Source organism: Leifsonia sp. YAF41, assembly GCF_052113185.1.
Classification (GTDB): Bacteria; Actinomycetota; Actinomycetes; order Actinomycetales; family Microbacteriaceae; genus Cryobacterium.
This window is the reverse complement of the sequence record NZ_JBFRCS010000013.1, coordinates 199,528-217,472: the sequence shown is the minus strand read 5'-3', so window position 1 is coordinate 217,472 and position 17,945 is coordinate 199,528. Positions and strand designations below refer to the sequence as shown.

The 17,945-nt window shown below is 65.6% G+C and carries 17 protein-coding genes and 1 tRNA gene; 7 read left to right on the top strand and 11 right to left on the bottom strand.

The genetic code is table 11. The features are described from left to right. The 3 genes from AB4Y63_RS15855 to AB4Y63_RS15845 are packed head-to-tail and all read right to left on the bottom strand — an operon-like array spanning nt 1 to nt 3,839. A complete protein-coding gene (locus AB4Y63_RS15855; RefSeq protein WP_441792024.1) occupies nt 1–1,311 on the bottom strand; it encodes an ABC transporter substrate-binding protein in 1,311 nt (436 codons plus the stop codon). An 18-nt stretch (nt 1,312–1,329) separates the two neighbouring features. Next, on the bottom strand, nt 1,330–2,565 hold the full coding sequence (locus tag AB4Y63_RS15850; RefSeq protein WP_441792023.1) for an adenosylhomocysteinase: 1,236 nt from the start codon (nt 2,563–2,565) through the stop codon (nt 1,330–1,332). Further along, complete coding sequence (locus tag AB4Y63_RS15845) at nt 2,562–3,839, bottom strand: adenosylhomocysteinase (protein WP_441792022.1); 1,278 nt, start codon at nt 3,837–3,839, stop codon at nt 2,562–2,564. The genes AB4Y63_RS15850 and AB4Y63_RS15845 overlap by 4 nt, the downstream gene beginning before the upstream one ends. A gap of 157 nt (nt 3,840–3,996) precedes the next feature. Here AB4Y63_RS15845 and AB4Y63_RS15840 point away from each other — a divergent pair, with 157 nt between their 5' ends. Then, the gene (locus tag AB4Y63_RS15840) at nt 3,997–4,992 is read left to right on the top strand and encodes a LacI family DNA-binding transcriptional regulator (protein WP_441792021.1); all 996 of its coding nucleotides are present in this window, start codon (nt 3,997–3,999) and stop codon (nt 4,990–4,992) included. Nucleotides 4,993–5,129: 137 nt separating this feature from the next. On the opposite strand, the gene ald is transcribed toward AB4Y63_RS15840, so the two are convergent. Further along, a complete protein-coding gene (ald, locus tag AB4Y63_RS15835) occupies nt 5,130–6,245 on the bottom strand; it encodes an alanine dehydrogenase (protein ID WP_441792020.1) in 1,116 nt (371 codons plus the stop codon). A gap of 149 nt (nt 6,246–6,394) precedes the next feature. On the opposite strand from ald, the gene AB4Y63_RS15830 reads away from it, so the two are divergent. Continuing rightward, complete coding sequence (locus AB4Y63_RS15830) at nt 6,395–6,880, top strand: Lrp/AsnC family transcriptional regulator (RefSeq protein ID WP_441792019.1); 486 nt, start codon at nt 6,395–6,397, stop codon at nt 6,878–6,880. Nucleotides 6,881–7,020: 140 nt separating this feature from the next. Here AB4Y63_RS15830 and AB4Y63_RS15825 read toward each other — a convergent pair whose 3' ends face one another. After that, on the bottom strand, nt 7,021–7,749 hold the full coding sequence (locus AB4Y63_RS15825) for a GNAT family N-acetyltransferase (protein ID WP_441792018.1): 729 nt from the start codon (nt 7,747–7,749) through the stop codon (nt 7,021–7,023). Nucleotides 7,750–8,001: 252 nt separating this feature from the next. Beyond that, nucleotides 8,002–8,091 (bottom strand) — tRNA-Ser (locus tag AB4Y63_RS15820). A 156-nt stretch (nt 8,092–8,247) separates the two neighbouring features. Here AB4Y63_RS15820 and AB4Y63_RS15815 point away from each other — a divergent pair. After that, nucleotides 8,248–9,114 (top strand): SGNH/GDSL hydrolase family protein, encoded by an 867-nt coding sequence (locus tag AB4Y63_RS15815; protein WP_441792017.1) that lies wholly within the window; start codon nt 8,248–8,250, stop codon nt 9,112–9,114. Nucleotides 9,115–9,124: 10 nt separating this feature from the next. Next, a complete protein-coding gene (gene radA, locus AB4Y63_RS15810; RefSeq protein WP_441792016.1) occupies nt 9,125–10,486 on the top strand; it encodes a DNA repair protein RadA in 1,362 nt (453 codons plus the stop codon). Between the two features lie 65 nt (nt 10,487–10,551). Here the strand turns inward: radA and AB4Y63_RS15805 are convergent, their stop codons facing one another. From AB4Y63_RS15805 to AB4Y63_RS15790, 4 genes are all read right to left on the bottom strand, one after another. Continuing rightward, entirely contained in the window at nt 10,552–11,001 is a 450-nt protein-coding gene (locus AB4Y63_RS15805) for a dehydrogenase (RefSeq protein ID WP_441792015.1), read from the bottom strand. A gap of 73 nt (nt 11,002–11,074) precedes the next feature. Further along, nucleotides 11,075–11,701: a hypothetical protein gene (locus AB4Y63_RS15800; protein ID WP_441792014.1), complete on the bottom strand. Its 627-nt coding sequence runs from the start codon at nt 11,699–11,701 to the stop codon at nt 11,075–11,077. 163 nt (nt 11,702–11,864) lie between these two features. Further along, entirely contained in the window at nt 11,865–12,377 is a 513-nt protein-coding gene (locus AB4Y63_RS15795) for an amino-acid N-acetyltransferase (protein ID WP_441792013.1), read from the bottom strand. A 219-nt stretch (nt 12,378–12,596) separates the two neighbouring features. Then, the gene (locus AB4Y63_RS15790) at nt 12,597–15,122 is read right to left on the bottom strand and encodes an ATP-dependent Clp protease ATP-binding subunit (RefSeq protein ID WP_441792012.1); all 2,526 of its coding nucleotides are present in this window, start codon (nt 15,120–15,122) and stop codon (nt 12,597–12,599) included. 197 nt (nt 15,123–15,319) lie between these two features. Between AB4Y63_RS15790 and AB4Y63_RS15785 the strand changes: the two genes are divergently transcribed. Together AB4Y63_RS15785 and AB4Y63_RS15780 are read left to right on the top strand one after the other, a co-directional pair. Continuing rightward, the gene (locus AB4Y63_RS15785; protein ID WP_441792011.1) at nt 15,320–15,937 is read left to right on the top strand and encodes a hypothetical protein; all 618 of its coding nucleotides are present in this window, start codon (nt 15,320–15,322) and stop codon (nt 15,935–15,937) included. Beyond that, nucleotides 15,937–16,173: a helix-turn-helix domain-containing protein gene (locus tag AB4Y63_RS15780; RefSeq protein WP_441792010.1), complete on the top strand. Its 237-nt coding sequence runs from the start codon at nt 15,937–15,939 to the stop codon at nt 16,171–16,173. The genes AB4Y63_RS15785 and AB4Y63_RS15780 overlap by 1 nt, the downstream gene beginning before the upstream one ends. 137 nt (nt 16,174–16,310) lie before the next feature. Here AB4Y63_RS15780 and AB4Y63_RS15775 read toward each other — a convergent pair whose 3' ends face one another. Beyond that, the gene (locus AB4Y63_RS15775) at nt 16,311–16,688 is read right to left on the bottom strand and encodes an SHOCT domain-containing protein (protein ID WP_441792009.1); all 378 of its coding nucleotides are present in this window, start codon (nt 16,686–16,688) and stop codon (nt 16,311–16,313) included. Nucleotides 16,689–16,968: 280 nt separating this feature from the next. On the opposite strand from AB4Y63_RS15775, the gene AB4Y63_RS15770 reads away from it, so the two are divergent. Continuing rightward, a complete protein-coding gene (locus AB4Y63_RS15770) occupies nt 16,969–17,943 on the top strand; it encodes a pirin family protein (protein ID WP_441792008.1) in 975 nt (324 codons plus the stop codon). Nucleotides 17,944–17,945 lie beyond the last annotated feature (2 nt).

Below are 17,945 nucleotides of genomic sequence, written 5' to 3'. Positions count from 1 at the left end.
TTACTTGGCCTTGACGAAGGCAGCCTGCGCCTGCTCGAGGAACTTCTCCTCGGTCATGGTGCCGCCCATCAGGGGCGCTGCATTGCGTTCGAAGGTGGCCAGAACGGGCAGCGGGAAGGCGGCGAAGCCGGTGTGGTTCTCCGGGTTCGCGAGCAGCGGGAAGAATGCCTGCTGCATCGGGCTCGTCGGCTCAACCTGCACGTTCTTCAGGTTCGGCGGCACGCCGGCCTTGTCCCAGAGGATCTTCTGAGCTTCCGGGCCCGCCATGTAGTTGACGAAGGCGACGGATGCTTCGGGGCTCTTGGTCCACTTGGTCACCGACCAGCCGGCTTCAGCACCGGCGTCGATCAGGGCTTCGTGCTGCGACGACGGGACCTGCGGCAGCGCCATCACCGTGGTGGTGGGGATCGTGTCGTAGGCCTGCTGCGCGGTGTTCAGCGAGCCGGTCACCATCATCGCGGCTTCGCCGGCGTAGTACTGGTTGAACGCGTCGTCGTACATGTTGCGGCCGAGCGCCGCATCATCGCCGAAGCAGCCGGCGTCGTTCATACCGGTGATGTAGCTCGTCGCGTCGGCGAACATGGGGTCGTCCAGCGGGATTTTGCCGGCGATCCACTCGTTCAGCGTTTCGGTGTCCATCATCTGGCTCGAGATCATGTACATGAACGTCTCGAACAGGAAGCCGTCCTTCCAACCGGATGCGATCGGCTGGATGCCCTTCGCGCTCAGGGTCTTGCAGGTGTCGAGCAGGCTGTCCCAGTCCTTCATTCCGGCAACAGGGTCGACGCCGGCTTCAGCGAACTTCGCCTGGTCGACCATCATCGCGTAGCCGTAGGTTCCGGTCGGCAGGATGTAGAGGTTGCCGTCTTTGGAGAAGTTGTCGGCGACGAACTTCAGGTTCTCTTTAACGTCGGGTTCCATGGCGTTCTGCAGCGGGAACAAGCCGTTCTTGTAGCTCATCGCCTGCGCGCCGCCGTACATCGTGATGACGTCGGGGCCCTTCTGGGCGACGGTGGCGTTGCGCACCTGGTCGAAGTAGGTCGGGTACGGCATGTCGACGACCTTGACCGTGACCTGCGGGTACTTCTTGTTGAAGCCCTCGGCGATGGCGTCGTAGGCTTCAACGCCCTTGTCGTAGTTGCCGGGCAGGAACGACCACACCGTGAGCGTGGTCTTGGCGTCGGGAACAGTGCCGGGGGTGAGTTCTTTGGGCGCTGCCGAACCGCTGGAACATGCGGTCAGGAGCAGGCCGGACAGCGCGATCGCAGCGGCTGCTGCAACGCCACGCTTTCGAAGTTTCGAACCGAACATGTGTGCTGTGTCCTCTCGTTACCAGCTGCGCATGGCAGCGGTGAGCTCATCGGTCATTGGTTCGAGGGTGGCGCCCTCGTGGTGCAGTCTGATCACAGCGACGGCGTTTTCGGCGTCGACAGAGATCGGGTAGACGCCCGACTTCATGCTCGTGGCTTCGGTGGCGATCTGTTCGGCGGCCAGCGCCTGGAGTGACAGTGACAGGTCCATCACTTCGATGGGGTTGCCCTCGGCGTCGGCACAGTTGAGGCAGTCGCCCTCGCTGATGACCTGAACCGTCTTGCCCGACGGGAGCGTGTACTCGGTCACTGCCTCGCGCACGATCCGGCCGGTGCCGAGCGCGTCGAGGTATTCCATCGGCAGTTCGAACGCTCCGCCACCGGCGGTGCAGAGGATGGCGCCGCTCGGCAGGCCGGCCAGGTGCAGGGCGGTGACGACACCGGCAATGCCGGTGGCCGCGAAGATGACTTCGGCCTGGGGCGCGGCGTCGGCGAGGCTCAGCACACGGTATCCGTCGTGGAGCGCCTGCAAAGCCTTGATCGGGTCGAGCTCGGTGACGATCACACGGGCGCCCATCGCGGCGGCGTGCTTGGCCACCCCGGTGCCGACCCAGCCGTAGCCGATGACCACGACGTTGCGACCGGCCAACTGCAGGTTGGTGATGTCGAGCATGGCCATGACGCAGCTCTGGCCGGTGCCGTAGACGTTGTCGAAGAGGTACTTGGTCTTGGCGTCGTTGACGGCGATGACTGGGATGTGCAGGGCACCCTCGTCATTCATCGCGCGCAGCGGACGCACGCCGCTCGTGGTCTCTTCGGCGGCGCCGAGCATGCTGGCGACGAGTTCGGGGAACTCGCGGTGTGCGAGACGGATCAGCGCGGCGCCGTCGTCGAGCAGGATGTCCGGCTTCGTGCGCAGGAAGTCGCGGGCGAGCTCCAGGTCGCGCTCGTCACCGGCGCCCTCTTCGGCGAAGACCTGCAGGCCGGCGTCGGCCAGGGCAGAGGCGACGCGGCCGTCGGTGTTGCGACCGACGCAGTAGACACTCACATCGGCGCCGGCACGGTTCAGGGCCAGGGCCAGGTTGGCGGTCTTCGGCTCCAAGACGAGTGCCACGCCGACGCGGAGGCCGACGAGCGTGCCCGCCTCGGTCAGGCGCTTCTCAATGGCCTTCAGCACCGGCATGCCGCGCAGGGCCCAGTCGATGCGCCCCGCTCCGGCAGAGGGGGTGACAGTTTCGGTCAGCAGTGCGTTCATGCGCTGGGAATCCCTTCGAGCCAGTCAGCGGAGTCGTCTTCTTGCTCGGGGCGAACCTCGTCGAGGGTCACGCCGAGGCTGGCCAGCTTCGCCGCAGCAATCGCGTCGTCGAGGTGCTTCGGAATGATGTGCACCCCGTCGGCCAGGTCGGTGGTGGCGAGGTAGTGAATGCCGAGGCCCTGCACCGCAAAGGTGAGGTCCATGATCTCGACCGGGTGGCCGCTGCCGCCGGCGATGTTGACCAGGGCACCGCCGCTCAGCACGTGGATGTCGCGGTCACCGAGTCGGTAGGTGACGATGTTCGTGCGCGGCTCCGTGGTCAGGCTGGATGCGGCGGCGAGCGCGTCGACATCCACCTCGAGGTCATGGTGACCTGCGTTGGCCAGCACGACGTCGTCGCGGAGGTAGGGGAAGTCGGCCTCGCCGATGGCGCGCATGCCGCCGGTGGCGGTGATGACCATCGTCGCGGTTGGCAGCACGTCGCGGGCCGAGCCGATGGTGTGGCCGTCCATGTGCGCTTCGAGCGCGCGCACCGGGTCGGTTTCCATCACGAAGGTGCGAGCGCCCATCGCCTGGGCGTACTGGGCGATGCCGCGGCCGACGTAGCCGTAGCCGACGACGACGACGCGGGCGCCGGCGATCTGGCGGTTGGTCAGGTTGAGCATCGCCTGGAGCGTGGTCTGTCCGGTGCCGAACTTGTTGTCGAAGAGGTGCTTGCAGCGCGCGTCGTTGGCGGTGAGCGTCTTGAACGGCAGCTTGCCGGCCGCCGACATAGCGTGCAGGCGGGAGGTGCCGGTCGTGGTCTCTTCGGAGACGCCCTGCAGACGCTGGTACAGCTCGGGCCGGAACTGCGCCATCCGCATCGTCAGCTCTGCACCGTCATCGATGATGTAATCGGGCGCGTAGTCGGCGGCGGCGAGAAGCTCGCGCTCCCAGCTGTCGTAGTCGCCATCCGGCTCGGCGACAACGGTCAGGCCCTGTGCGCGCAGTGCCTCGACGACGTCGCCGTTGGTCGTGCGCGGGTTGCTGCCGGCCACGATGACCTCGGCTCCGGCGTCGGCGAGCACCGTGGCGAGGAACGCCGTCTTGGCTTCGAGGTGAACGACGACGGCAATGCGCACGCCGGTCAGGGCTCCGTCAGCGAGAGTCTCGCGAACGAATCCGTTGAGCACGGGCGAGTGCCGGCGTACCCATTCGATCTTGGCTTGGCCGACGGATGCGTCTCCCACGGGGGACGTCGTCGACTCACTGAGCGTCGCGGCTACTTCGTTCATCGATCTTTCGACTTTCTCGTCGGTGAGAAAAACTCCCAGGCGCCACAAACGCGTCGGCACAGCAGGAGGATTCGGGAAACTGATCGAAATACTAAGCGCTTAGATTCACCATTGTCAAGACGGCTTTCGGGGGCTCGCGATGACTAGAGTGGTCTGCGTGAGCACACCGACACGACGACCGACGCTGGCCGATGTGGCCAGCCTGGCCGGTATTTCAACGGCGGTGGTCAGCTACGTCATCAACGACGGGCCACGCACGGTATCGCCGACGACCCGGGCCAAAGTCGAGAGCGCGATCGCTACACTCGGCTACCGCCGCAACCCGCTCGCCAGCGCGCTCAGCGCCGGGCGCTCCAACCTCGTCGGTCTGCTCGTGCCCGACTCGTCCAACGCGTTCTTCAGCGAACTCTCCCGCCATCTGGAGGCCGAGGGCCGCCGCCGCGGGCTGCTCACGCTGCTCGGCAACACCGCCTACAAGCGCGAGACCGAGATCGACTACGAGAACGCGTTCTCCGACCTGCGTGCCCGCGGAATCTTCGTCACGAGCGTCGGCCAGGGCGGCGCCGATACCGACGACTGCCCGCGCATCTACCTGCACTCCGCCCCCATCGGCTCCGAGGGGCCGCGCGTACTCTTTGACGATGCCGGCGGGGCCTACGCGGCGGTCAACCACCTGATCGAACACGGCTACACAGACATCCACTGCCTGACCGGGCCCAACGACGTCGGGCCGGCCGGCCGTCGTGAACTGGGCTGGCTGCGCGCTCTCACCGAGGCGGGGCTGCCCACCGAAGGGCGCCTACGCCGCGTTTCTTACGATCGTTTCGACGCCGAATCAGCCGTGCTGGACATTCTCGATGGCGACGACGCCCCGCGCGTTATCTTCGCGACGACCGACGAACAGGCCCTCGCGACGATGCGCGCGGCAGCGGTGCTCGGGCTGCGCGTGCCGGAGGATCTCGCGGTCGTCGGGTTCGACGGTATCCGGGAGACGCTGCGCGGCAGCATCCGGATGACGACGGTTGCGCTCCCGCTGCAGCAACTGGCGGTCACCGCCTACGAGACGCTCGACGCCTGGCTCGATCAGGGCGATGCGCAGCACCACGTGCTCGCCGGATCGCTCATCGTCGGCGACACCTGCGGCGCGCACTGACGGTTCTCTCCCGCATTCGCTGATCGGCCGACCGGCGATCGGACCGGAAACGCAAAGAAGGAGATTCTGCGACACCCCGAGGCCAACGGTCGGCCGGCGACGGAGTGTCGCAGAATCTCCTGTGTGAGCGTCAGTCGTTATGCGACAAGCTCAGCGAGCGGCAGCAGCGGCAGATCGAGTGCTGCTGCAACGTGCTCATTGGTGACGCGACCGGCGTGGGTGTTGAGCCCCTTCGCCAGAGCAGCGTCGTCGGCCAGCGCCTTCTGCCAGCCCTTCTCGGCCAGCGCGACCACGTAGGGCAGGGTCGCATTGGTCAGCGCACGCGTCGACGTGGCCGGAACGGCGCCCGGCATGTTCGCGACACAGTAGTAGATGCTGTCGTGCACGGCGAAGGTCGGGTCGTCGTGGGTCGTCGCACGGGAGCCTTCGAAGCATCCGCCCTGGTCGATCGCAATGTCGACGAGCACGCTGCCCGGCTTCATCGACGCCACCATCGCGTCGGTGACGAGCTTGGGCGCCTGCGCACCGGGAATGAGCACCGAACCGATCACGAGGTCGGCGTCGCGCACCTGCTCGGCGATCTCGTACTGCGAAGAGGCCCTGGTCTGGATCTCACCGTTGAAGCGGTTCTCCAGCTGGCGCAGGCGCGGGATCGAGAGGTCGATGATCGTGACATCGGCACCCATGCCGAGTGCGTTTGCCGCGGCGTGCTCGCCGGCGACGCCGCCGCCGATGACGACGACCTTGGCCTTCGGAGTTCCGGGAACGCCACCGAGCAGGATGCCTTTTCCGCCGGCTGCCTTCATCAGCTGGTAGGCGCCGACCTGAACTGACAGTCGTCCGGCAACCTCGCTCATCGGCGACAGCAGCGGGAGGCTGCGGTCGGCCAGCTGCACGGTTTCGTAGGCGATCGCCGTGGTGCCGGCCGCGAGAAGCGCGTCGGTGCAGGGGCGGGAGGCGGCCAGGTGCAGGTAGGTGAAGAGCACCTGGTCCTTGCGCATGAGGCTGTACTCAGAGGCGATCGGCTCTTTGACCTTGAGCAGCAGGTCGCCTGCTGCCCAGACTTCTTCTGCCGATCCGAGAATCGTCGCGCCGGCGAGGCGGTACTCGTCGTCGCTGAAGCTGGAGCCGAGTCCGGCGCCTTCCTGGATGAACACCTCGTGACCGCGGCGGGCCAGCTCGTGAACTCCGGCTGGGGTGATCGCAACGCGGTTCTCGTTGTTCTTGATCTCGGTGGGAATGCCAACCCGCATCTGCTGCTCCGTCTTCATCGTCGTGCCCGGGAATCTCCGGTTTCAATTCATTAATTTTGCGTTTTACTCGCTGGGTATAGCGTTACTCCGCGGAATCTACAAGAATTGGCACTCACGCAGTGGAAATTGCGGAATTGGAGAGAAAATCGATGGCCGAGCTGAAGAGAATTCAGACCACGACTGAGCTCGACGACGTCGACCGTATTCTTGTCGCCCAGTTGCAGGCCGATGCGCGGATGACGAACAGCCGCTTGGCCCAGGCCGCCGGCATCGCCGAGTCGACCTGCGTGGTGCGGGTGCGATCGCTGGTGAGCCGTGGAGTGATCACCCGGTTCACGGCGGAGGTGAACCCGAAGGCGCTGGGGCTCGGGCTGCAGGCGCTCATCAGCGTGAACATCCGCTCGGGTGCTCGCACACAGATCCCCGCCTTTCGGGACGAGATCCGGGCGATGCCGCGCGTGGTGCAGGTGTTCTTTCTCGGCGGCGCCGAGGACTTCATCATTCACCTGCTCGCCGAGGACTCCGACGACGTGCGCGACTTCGTCGTCGCGAACCTCTCGGCGAACCCGGCGGTCGCCTCGACCCGCACGAGCATGGTGTTCGAGCACCACTACATCGGGCCGGGGCTCGGCTGACGGCCGGTGCCGTTTCTGCCTTGCGCGGGTCGAAAACCGCGGCGCGCGATCAATTCAGTGCGCGCGGTGGTTTTGGACCCGCGTCCTGCCTGTTGCGTTCGACGCGAGGCGACGCGCTCGTTCGCAGAACGCTCGCTCGGTCAGGCGTCGAGCCGCCGCTGCAGCCCGTCGCGCACGGCCGGCCAGTCCTCGATGATGATCGAGAACATCACGGTGTCCCGGATACTTCCGTCGGCCCGGCGCTGGTGGCGGCGCAATGTGCCTTCGTAGGTGGCGCCCAACCGAGCGATGGCCTGCTGGGATCGCGAGTTTCTCGCGTCTGTCTTGATTTGCACGCGGCCGGCGCCGAGCTCGTCAAAGGCGTAGCTCAGAAGCAGCAGTTTGGTTTCAGGATTGACCGCGCTCCCCCAGCACGGCCGCGCATAGGCGGTCGAGCCGATCTCGAGTCGGCCGCCTGAGGGCGAAACGTCGAGGAAGGATGTCGTGCCGACGAGAGCGTCGGCGGCAAACGGCCCAAACGGCTTGGTCAGCTGCACGGCCCAGCGCCATCGGCCGCCGTGGGGCCCCGGCGCCAGCGGCCCGGTCAGGGACTCGGCGAGTGACGCGGCATAGTCATCGGCCGTGCGCGGCCGGTGGGAGAGGTGCTGCCAGGTCGCATCGTCGTCGAGCGCCTGAAAGAGTTCGGCGGCGTGACGCTCGGGGTTCAGCGTCATGAGACGAACGTGCTCGCCGACGAGCAGCACGTCGGATGCCGGTGGCCAGGCGAGCGGGGGCCACGCGGTGTCATCGGGACGCGCATCGGGAACCGGGGTGAATCGCGCGGGCGTGGAGGGGCCTGTCGGGTGCTTCGCTGGCGACGGGAGGATCATCGGTCGATCGTAGCGCGGCGATAGTTTGCAGACCGAACCGACGGTCACGTCTCGCCTGCAGGTCGGCCGGACAGGCGACGGGTGCCGCGGTTCGGGCGGCAAACGCCAAAACATCACCGTTTGCAGCCTGCGCTCCAAAACATCATGTTTCAGGGCATTTTCCCTGACGTGTGATGTTTTCAGCCGCGCAGCTTTCGAAAACAAAAACCCCTGACCTCGGTGTTCTCACACCGGGAATCAGGGGGTTTTCTGTGGCGGTACCGGTGGGATTTGAACCCACGGTGGAGTCTCCCCCACACAACTTTTCGAGAGTTGCACCTTCGGCCGCTCGGACACGGTACCGAGGACGATTGTAGTCGAGACTTCAACCCCGACGCCAATTGAGCGGCAGCCGGGCGTGCCGCAGTGACCCGAGCGCGGGGTTGCACGTCGCTGCACCGTCGACATCTCCTCGCCACGGGGCAGCGAAAACCCGGCCCCGCGTTGTACCCTCAGCGGGTGACATCCGCGAACCCAGGACTCCGCACCATCGCCGTCGCCGGCAGCACCGTCGCCGCGTCGGTCGCCGTCAGCGCTGCAGCCTTCGCCGGCTACCGGCGGTTCCGCCACCGCATCGCCGAAAACGCCGCGGTGCTCAACGAAACCCTGCCGATCAACTCCAAATGGTGGCGCGACCAGGCAAAGGATGCCGGCCAGCTGCTCTATGTCGCGATCGGTGACAGCGCGGCTCAGGGAATCGGAGCCAGTGCGCCGAGCCGCGGCTACGTCGGAATCGTGGCCGACTACATCCGTCAGGCCACCGGCCGCACGGTACGCGTGGTCAATCTGAGCGTGTCTGGCGCGACGGTCGCCCTAGCGGTGCGCGACCAGCTCCCCCGACTGCGCAAACTGAAGCCGGATGTCGTCACCGTCGCGATCGGCGCCAACGATATTGCACTGTGGGATGCGGCGGTGTTTGAAGTGGGAATCCGCGAGATTCTGGCCGCGGTGCCGGAGCACGCGCTGGTTGCCGATCTGCCCTGCTTCCACTTTCCGCACAATGAGCGCAAGGTGGCTGAAGCCAACCGGATTCTGCGGGAGGTCGCCGCGGAACACCACCTCACGGTCGTGCCGCTGCACGCGACGACCGAGCGACAGGGGTGGCGCAGCATCGCCACCCAGTTCGCCAACGACATGTTCCACCCGAATGATCGCGGCTACCGGGTCTGGGCACAGGCCTTTCTCCCGGCGCTCGGCGCCGATCTTCGGCTGCGCGTGCCGGCCGCTCCGCCCACGCCGCCCGGGCGGTTTGCACAAGGGCAGACCGGCGACGCTTCTGCACCGGCAAACGCCACCGAACCGGAGGGTGTCAGCGGCGCGAGCTAGGCTCGCAAGCATGGCAAAACCCGTCTCCTCCTTTCGTTGCACCGAGTGTGGCTGGACCACCGCGAAGTGGGCCGGCCGGTGCGCCGAATGCCAGCAATGGGGCACCGTCGCCGATGCCACCGAAAAGCCGGGCCTCTCACGACTGGTCAAGGCGTCGGCGGTCAGCGGCGCCGGCGTGGCCCGCCCGATCACCCACGTCGACACCACGGCCGTCGAGCACTGGCCAAGCGGCATCGGCGAGTTCGACCGAGTTCTCGGCGGCGGCATCGTTCCCGGCGCCGTGATCCTGCTCAGTGGCGAGCCGGGTGTGGGCAAGTCGACTCTGCTGCTCGAGGTCGCGTCGAAAGCCGCCGCGGCGAAGTCTCGCGTGCTCTACGTCAGCGCCGAGGAATCGGTGAGCCAGGTACGCCTCCGCGCCGAGCGCACGGGCGCTCTGCAGCCCGAGCTCTACCTCGCCGCCGAGACCGACCTCGGCACCATCCTCGGGCAGATCGACGCGGTCAAGCCCGACCTGGTCATCATCGACTCCGTTCAGACGGTGTCGAGTGCGCTCTCCGACGGCCTCGCCGGCCAGCCCAGCCAGGTGCGGGAGGTCGCATCCACTCTGATCCGGGTCGCGAAAGACCGCGATCTGCCCATTTTGCTCGTCGGGCACGTCACCAAAGACGGCTCGATCGCCGGGCCGCGCCTGCTCGAGCACATCGTCGACGTCGTCTGCCAGTTCGAGGGCGACCGGCAGACGGCGCTGCGGTTCGTGCGCGCACTGAAGAACCGGTTCGGACCGACGGATGAGGTGGGCTGCTTCGAGATGACCGGCGACGGCATCGCCGAGGTGCCCGACCCGAGTGGGCTCTTCCTGAGCCGTGGCACGGCCCCGGTCTCGGGCACCTGCGTCACTGTGGCCCTCGAGGGACGCCGCGCAATGCCGGTCGAGATTCAGGCACTGGTGGTCGACACGAAAGCGCCCAACCCGCGGCGGGTGACCAATGGGGTGGATTCCTCGCGCGTGGCCATGCTGCTCGCGGTGCTCGAGAAACGTGCCAACTACTCGTTGTCGGGCCACGACGTGTATGTCTCGACGGTGGGCGGGGTGAGGCTGATCGAACCTGCCGCCGATCTCGCCATCGCCCTCGCCATCGCATCCGCGGTTCGCGATGTTCCCATCGCCCACAATGTCGTCGCCTTCGGGGAGATCAGCTTGGCAGGTGAGATCCGGCCGGCATCGGCGGCGAAGCAACGCGCAAGCGAGGCCGCTCGATTGGGCTTCACCGACCGAATCGACGCCAGCAGCGAAGCGATTCGCGTCGCGATCGGTCGCGCCCTGTCAACAGCGGCGTCGCCGCGTGAGGTCGAGCTCGACCGGTCGTTCTAGGGCGTGTGATCCCTGCGAGCGAGGTCAGAGCGCCCCGCCCGCTCCCGGCCGGCCTATCCGGCAGGCTAATCGGCATCCGGCAGGTCGGAGCCGGGCGCTGAGCCGATTGCCGCGAGCAAGTCGGCTGGCGATGCCTGCAACGGATGCGGTCCGGCGATGTCAAAGAACACTGTCGTGATTTCATCGACGTAGCGGGTCAAAAACGCGCGCAACCAGTCGGGACTCTGCAGGCCAACGGTCGGCGGCAGATTGTCGGGCTTGTTGTCGGCCGAGCTGAACAGCAGCAGCGCGACTTCTTGCGTGTTCGGGTCGCGGTAGGTCCACACCTCGCCCGACTTCAGCGGGCTGTCCCGGTTTCCAGGGGTAGTGAGCGGCACAACAGTGTTGCCGTGCTTCAGCGCGAGGGCGATCGCAGCCATGTCCTGGCGTTCGAGCGCCTGGGCGAGCGCTTCAGAGCGAAACTCGACGGGTGCTTTCGACCCGTTCTTGGACTTCTTTCGCGCTGATTTCGCCATGCCTCAAGCCTAGCCCGAGCGGCAGCGAGGCTCTCCCGAACGTCGCTTTCGGAGGAGGGCGGGAACCGGGAGGCTAGTTGAGCAGGAACTGGGTGGGTGTCTTCGCCGCAATCCCGTCGACGGTGACACTCAAGTGGTACGAGGCGCCTTCGGCCGGGGCAAGCTCTCGTGAGTCGGACTCGCAAGTGTCTTTCGCCGACCGTGTGCGGTCCCAGGTGAGGGGTGCCGTCGACTTCTCGGTCGCCCCGGGCGCAAGCGTCACTTTGGCGTCAACGGCGCCGGTCTGGCAATCGGTCGAGTTCCACCAGACGTCATCGCCACTCGTGATGGTGAACACCTGCTTCGACGTTCCCGCATCGATCACGCAGGCGGTCGTTCCGGTGTTGGTCACGCTAAGCGTCAGCTCCGGGAGCTGGTCGGCACTGTAGTCGGGTGCGTTGGTCAGCGCCTCGACGTTGATCGCGGCCGGATCGCACGCACCGGCGGCCGCGGCCGGATTCGCTGACTGGGACGGCGCATCCGTCGACGTGCCTTGCTTCGACGTGGGCGAGCCGTCGGGCTCGCCGACGCTCGCACCGGGGCGCACGATGATCAAGATGACGATGATGATCACGGCGAGCAGGCCGAGGCCCACCACGGCGCGCCGGCGGCGGTAAACCTTGTCAGACTGAGGTCCGACGGGATGCTTGATCGTCGACATGCCCCCAGGCTAGCGAGCGGCCGGTGAAAACCAGGGATCGGTCGCGGCGCGCCCGCTGAGTGTCAGCTGCGAGCTCGCGATACGGGTTGCCTGCTGCGGGCGTGCGCTTCAAGCTCACCCGCAGCACGGCTCACCGCGCGAGGCACAAGGCGCCTCCGCAGGTTCAGACCAGACGTTTGACCATCCGGGTGTTGCCGAGGGTGTTCGGCTTCACGCGGGCCAGGTCGAGAAACTCGGCGACGCCTTCATCGGGTGAACGCACGAGTTCGGCGTAGATCGAGGGGTCAACGGTCTCGGTCCCCATGTCTTCGAAGCCGTGCCGGGTGAAGAACGGCACCTCGAAGGTCAGGCAGAAGAGGCGGCTGAGCCCGAGTTCGCGCGCGTCGGCCTCAAGGCGATCGAGAAGCGCGTGGCCGACGCCGTGGCCGAGCCAATCCTTGTCGACGGCGAGAGTGCGCACCTCGGCCAGATCCTCCCACATCACGTGGAGGGCGCCGCAGCCGATCAGCCGGCCATCGGCATCCTCGGCCACACGAAACTCCTGCACGGCCTCGTAGAACACAACCATGTCCTTGCCGAGCAGGATGCGCTCCTGCACGAGAGGCTCGACGAGCGCCCTGATCCCCGGCACATCGCTGGTGCGCGCACGGCGCACGGTAAACCTCTGTTCGCTCACGCCCGGCACCTCTCTCGTGTTGAGTTCAAATGAACTACTCAGTCTAGAGATCCCATTCGACGGAGATTTTCACGAAAGCGAGGTGTTTCGGGCCGAAACTGCCCGAATTGGCCGAAATCTCCGTCGAAAGGGAGTGCCGGTAGGCCCGCTGGGACGCCGAAAGGCCCGGCAGAAAACTGCCGGGCCCTTCGTGAACGCTGAATGCGCTGGTGTTGCGAACTACTCGCCGGAGATGGCCAGGTCCGGCGTGACCGAACCGGTGCCGAGCGCGGCGGAACTATTGATCCCGATCGCAGCAGACGTGGCCCGCGCGGTCGTCGTGAAGACGAACTCGGTGCCGGAGAAGTCCACGTGCACGTGGTCGCCCGCGTTCAGCTCGCCCTGCAGGATCTTCTCGCTCAGGCGGTCTTCCACCTCGTGCTGGATCGCGCGACGCAGCGGCCGGGCGCCGAGAGCGGGGTCGAAGCCGACCTCGATCAGGCGTTCCTTCGCCGCGGTGGTGAGCTCGACGGTCATGTCGCGGTCGAGCATACGCACGGACAGACGCTTGATGAACAGGTCGACGATCTGCAGGAGTTCCGGCTTCGACAGCTGCGGGAAGACGATGATCTCGTCAACACGGTTGAGGAACTCGGGCTTGAAGTGCTTCTTCAGCTCCTCCTTCACCTTGCCGCTCATCCGGTCGTAGCTGGTCGAGGTGTCGCCCTCGATCTGGAAACCGACGGGTCCGCCGCTGATGTCCTTGGTACCGAGGTTCGTGGTCATGATGATCACGGTGTTCTTGAAGTCGACGACGCGACCCTGACCATCCGTCAACCGGCCCTCTTCAAGAATCTGAAGCAGCGAGTTGAAGATGTCGGGGTGAGCCTTCTCGATCTCGTCGAACAGCACGACGCTGAACGGCTTGCGGCGCACCTTCTCGGTGAGCTGGCCGCCCTCTTCGAAGCCGACGAATCCGGGAGGAGCACCGAACAGACGCGAAACGGTGTGCTTCTCGCCGTACTCGCTCATGTCGAGCGAGATCATGGCGGCTTCGTCGTCGAACAAGAACTCGGCGAGCGCCTTGGCCAGCTCGGTCTTTCCGACACCGGTCGGGCCGGCGAAGACGAATGAACCGCTCGGACGCTTCGGGTCCTTCAGGCCGGCACGGGTGCGACGGATGGTGCGGGCGAGCGCCGAGATGGCCTCTTCCTGACCGATGACGCGCTGGTGGAGTGCCTTCTCCATGAAGACGAGACGTGAGGACTCCTCTTCGGTGAGCTTGAACACGGGAATGCCGGTGGCCTGTGCGAGCACCTCGGCGATCAGACCTTCGTCGACGACCGCAGTGGTCTTGACATCGCCCGACTTCCACTTCTTCTCGAGGCGCAGACGCTCGCCGAGGAGGTTCTTCTCCTCGTCGCGCAGGCTGGCGGCCTTCTCGAAGTCCTGGTCTTCGATCGCGGTTTCCTTGGCGGAACGCACGACAGCGATCTTCTCGTCGAACTCACGCAGCTCGGGCGGGCTCGAGAGGATCGACAGGCGCAGGCGAGCACCGGCCTCGTCGATCAGGTCGATGGCCTTGTCCGGCAGGAAGCGGTCGGAGATGTACCGGTCGGCGAGGTTCGCCGCGGCCACGAGGGCACCATCGGTGATGGACACCTTGTGGTGCGCTTCGTAACGGTCGCGCAGGCCCTTGAGGATGTTGATGGTGTGCGGCAGCGACGGCTCAGCGACCTGAATCGACTGGAAGCGACGCTCGAGCGCGGCATCCTTCTCGAAGTGCTTGCGGTACTCGTCGAGGGTGGTGGCACCGATCGTCTGCAGTTCACCGCGGGCGAGCAGAGGCTTCAGGATGCTGGCGGCATCGATCGCGCCCTCAGCCGCGCCGGCTCCGACGAGAGTGTGGATCTCGTCGATGAAGATGATGATGTCGCCGCGAGCGCGGATCTCCTTGGTGACCTTCTTCAGACGCTCTTCGAAGTCACCGCGGTAGCGGCTGCCGGCGATGAGCGAACCGAGGTCGAGCGAGTAGAGCTGCTTGTCTTTCAGAGTCTCAGGGACATCGCCCTTGACGATGGCCTGGGCGAGGCCCTCAACGACGGCGGTCTTACCGACGCCGGGCTCACCGATCAGCACGGGGTTGTTCTTCGAGCGGCGCGAGAGGATCTGCATGACCCGCTCGATTTCCTTCTCACGGCCGATGACCGGGTCGAGCTTGTTGTCGCGCGCAGCCTGCGTGAGGTTGCGTCCGAACTGGTCGAGGATCTGGCTGCCCGCCTGAGTACCCGTCTGCTCGTTGGCTCCGACTTGCACCTGCTCCTTGCCCTGGTAACCAGAGAGGAGCTGGATGACCTGCTGGCGCACCCGGTTGAGGTCAGCACCGAGCTTGACGAGCACCTGAGCGGCAACGCCTTCGCCCTCGCGGATCAGGCCGAGCAGGATGTGCTCGGTACCGATGTAGTTGTGGCCGAGCTGCAACGCTTCGCGGAGGCTCAGCTCGAGCACCTTTTTGGCGCGCGGGGTGAACGGAATGTGGCCGGTCGGCTGCTGCTGACCTTGACCGATGATGTCTTGAACCTGCTCGCGCACGGCGTCGAGCGAGATGCCGAGGGACTCCAGCGCCTTGGCGGCGACTCCCTCGCCCTCGTGGATCAGGCCGAGCAGAATGTGCTCGGTACCGATGTAGTTGTGGTTGAGCATCTTGGCCTCTTCCTGGGCCAAAACGACGACGCGACGAGCTCGGTCGGTAAATCTCTCAAACATGTGATTGCTCCCTTGGCACCAGGGCAGTAGTGGCACCGATACAAAAAGAGTAACCAGCCGAAGCTGGGATAGATGCCTCTGTTCGCCCCCAGCGTGATGCCTGAGAGGGAGCACAACGATCAGGGCAGGTTGCATTCAGCTCCTGAAGTCGCTACCGTAACGATTATCGTTAGTATCGATAAACGTTAGGATGCTCCATGAAGACACGTACCCGCGATCACACCATGAGTAAAAGCAACCGTGCCGATCTCTATGCCACGATCACCGTCGGTCTCATCGTCGCGGTCATTACCATCGTCACCGCAACGCTCCGGATCGTTCACGTGCTGCCCAACACCAACGTTTCTGTACTCGTCCCCCTCGCCGATACGACCACATCGCTGCCGTTGGGCCCCGACGGCGCCGACGTCACGGTTGCCATCGACCAGGCCACCGTCACGGTGTCAAACATGCCACCCGTCGTGGTTGCATCACTCGTTCTGTCCGCACTCTGCGGCGCACTCACCGTGCTCATCGTGACCGCTCTCATCTGCCTGCTGTGCCGCAACATGCTGAGTGGAATGATGTTCAGCCGGGTGAACTCCCGGCTCGTCTGGGGGTCAAGCGTCACGATCGCCACCGGCTGGCTGCTCGGACTTCTGCTCAACACCATGGGCACGAACGGAGCCGTTGCGACGCTGAGCGACAACAGCTTCGACAAGGTGGTCATGACGATCGATTGGCTGCCCTTCGTCTTCGCGATGATGGTCGGCGCTCTCGCGCTCGCCTTCCGCGCGGGCGAGCGGATGCAGCGCGACACCGAAGGTCTCGTCTAGTGACGCCCGCCGAGATCGACGAGGCCAGCGGGATCCACTGCCGGCTCGACGAGCTGCTCGCCGAACGCGAGATGACACTCACCCGGCTGAGCGAGTTGGTGGGCGTCAGTGTCGTGAATCTGTCGGTTCTGAAGAACGACCGGGCCCGCGCCATCCGGTTCTCAACCCTCGCGGCAATCTGTGCGGCGCTGAATTGCGAAGTTGGCGACCTGCTCGTCTCTGACCGGCCTGCTTAGCCGCCGAGTTTGAGCGTTGCGGTCGAGTTCGCCCGGCAGAACGGGGAAAGTCGACCGCAACTGACAAACTCGGCGCACTCGCGACGCGCAAAAGGGCCGGTCGCGAATCGCGACCGGCCCTTCAAAGTGGTGAAGCTCTAGACGAGAGCCTTGGCCTTCAGCGCCGCGAACTCGTCGGCGGTGATTGCACCGGAGTCGAGCAGGGCTTTCGCCTTGGCGATCTCGTCGGCGGTGCTCGAACCGGCGACCTCCTTGATGTAGGACTCAGCGGCCTGCTGGGCGCGCTTCTGGGCCTCAATCGTGCGCTCAGCCATGCCGCGGCCACGCGCGATCAGGTAGACGAGTGCGGTGACGAACGGAACCCAGATCAGGAAGATCACCCAGAGTGCCTTCCACCAGCCGTTGAGCTTGTGGTCGCGGAAGAGGTCTCCGATGATCGAGAAGAGGATCATCAGGTAGGCCACGAAGGCGAAGATCCAGAAGAACGTCCAGATGACATCCCAGATGTTGCTCATGCGGTGATTCCTTTCACTGATTCTGCGCGGTGCAGAAATCGTTCCGGCGGGCAATGCCGCCGAGGCGCGATGAGAGAAGACAGGTGTCAGTTCCCCCCAACGACAACCCCCAAGTATGGTGCAACGGAGGCCAGAACCGCGTCATACCGGGGTACGAATTTTCGATGAACGGAATCCGCGCCGATTCAGCGGCATGCCTCCGGTCACCTTCCAGAAGAATGCTCGGTTATCACCCTTGGCTGGCCCCGGGTTTCGGCACTCCTCGGATTAGGCTTCCCCTATGAGCAATCTCGAGACCGAACCGGAAGAGCGCATCTGCGACGACCTGCCCGGGACGACCAACGGCATCCAGATTCTCGAACCGCGACTGGTGCCGCTCGGCGGGCCGCGCGCGATGACCGTGCGGCGCACGCTGCCACAGCGTGAACGCTCGTTCATCGGCGCCTGGTGTTTCGTCGATCACTACGGACCGGATGCCCTCGGCGAGCGGTCGATGAACGTGCCGCCGCACCCGCACACCGGTCTGCAGACCGTGAGCTGGCTCTTCGCCGGGGAAGTGGAACACCGCGACTCCGCCGGTTCCCACGCCTTCGTACGCCCCGGCGAACTCAATCTGATGACGGCCGGAGCCGGCATCTCGCACTCCGAAGTGTCGACGCCGGCCACGACGAGTCTGCACGGCGCCCAGCTGTGGACGGCCCTTCCCGACGCACACCGCCACACCGCTCCGTTCTTCGAACGGTACGTGCCGCAGCCCGTTCACCATCAGGGCGCGGTCGTGCGGGTGTTTCTCGGCAGCCTGCTGGGTCAGGTTTCGACAGCGACCACCTTCAGCCCCCTGCTCGGCGCGCAGATCGATCTGCCGCCGCACACCGAGATCGCGCTGCCCGTCGAGGCCGGCTTCGAACATGGGGTGCTTCTTGACACCGGCGCGGTGGCGCTCGACGACGAGCCGGTCCCCCTTCACGCGATCGGCTATCGGGCTCCGGGCGCCGACGTCCTCGTGCTTGCGACCGGCGACGAACCGGCCCGCGTGCTGCTGCTCGGCGGGGCGCCGCTGCACGAGCAGATCGTGATGTGGTGGAACTTCATCGGCCGCAGCCACGACGAGGTCGCCGCTTTTCGCACGGCCTGGCAGTCAGATGTGATTGACGGCACGGATGCCGACGGTCGGTTCGGCACCGTCGCCAACTTCGACGGGCCGCCGCTGCCCGCACCCCCGATGCCGAATGTGCGCCTGAAGCCGCGCGAGTGACC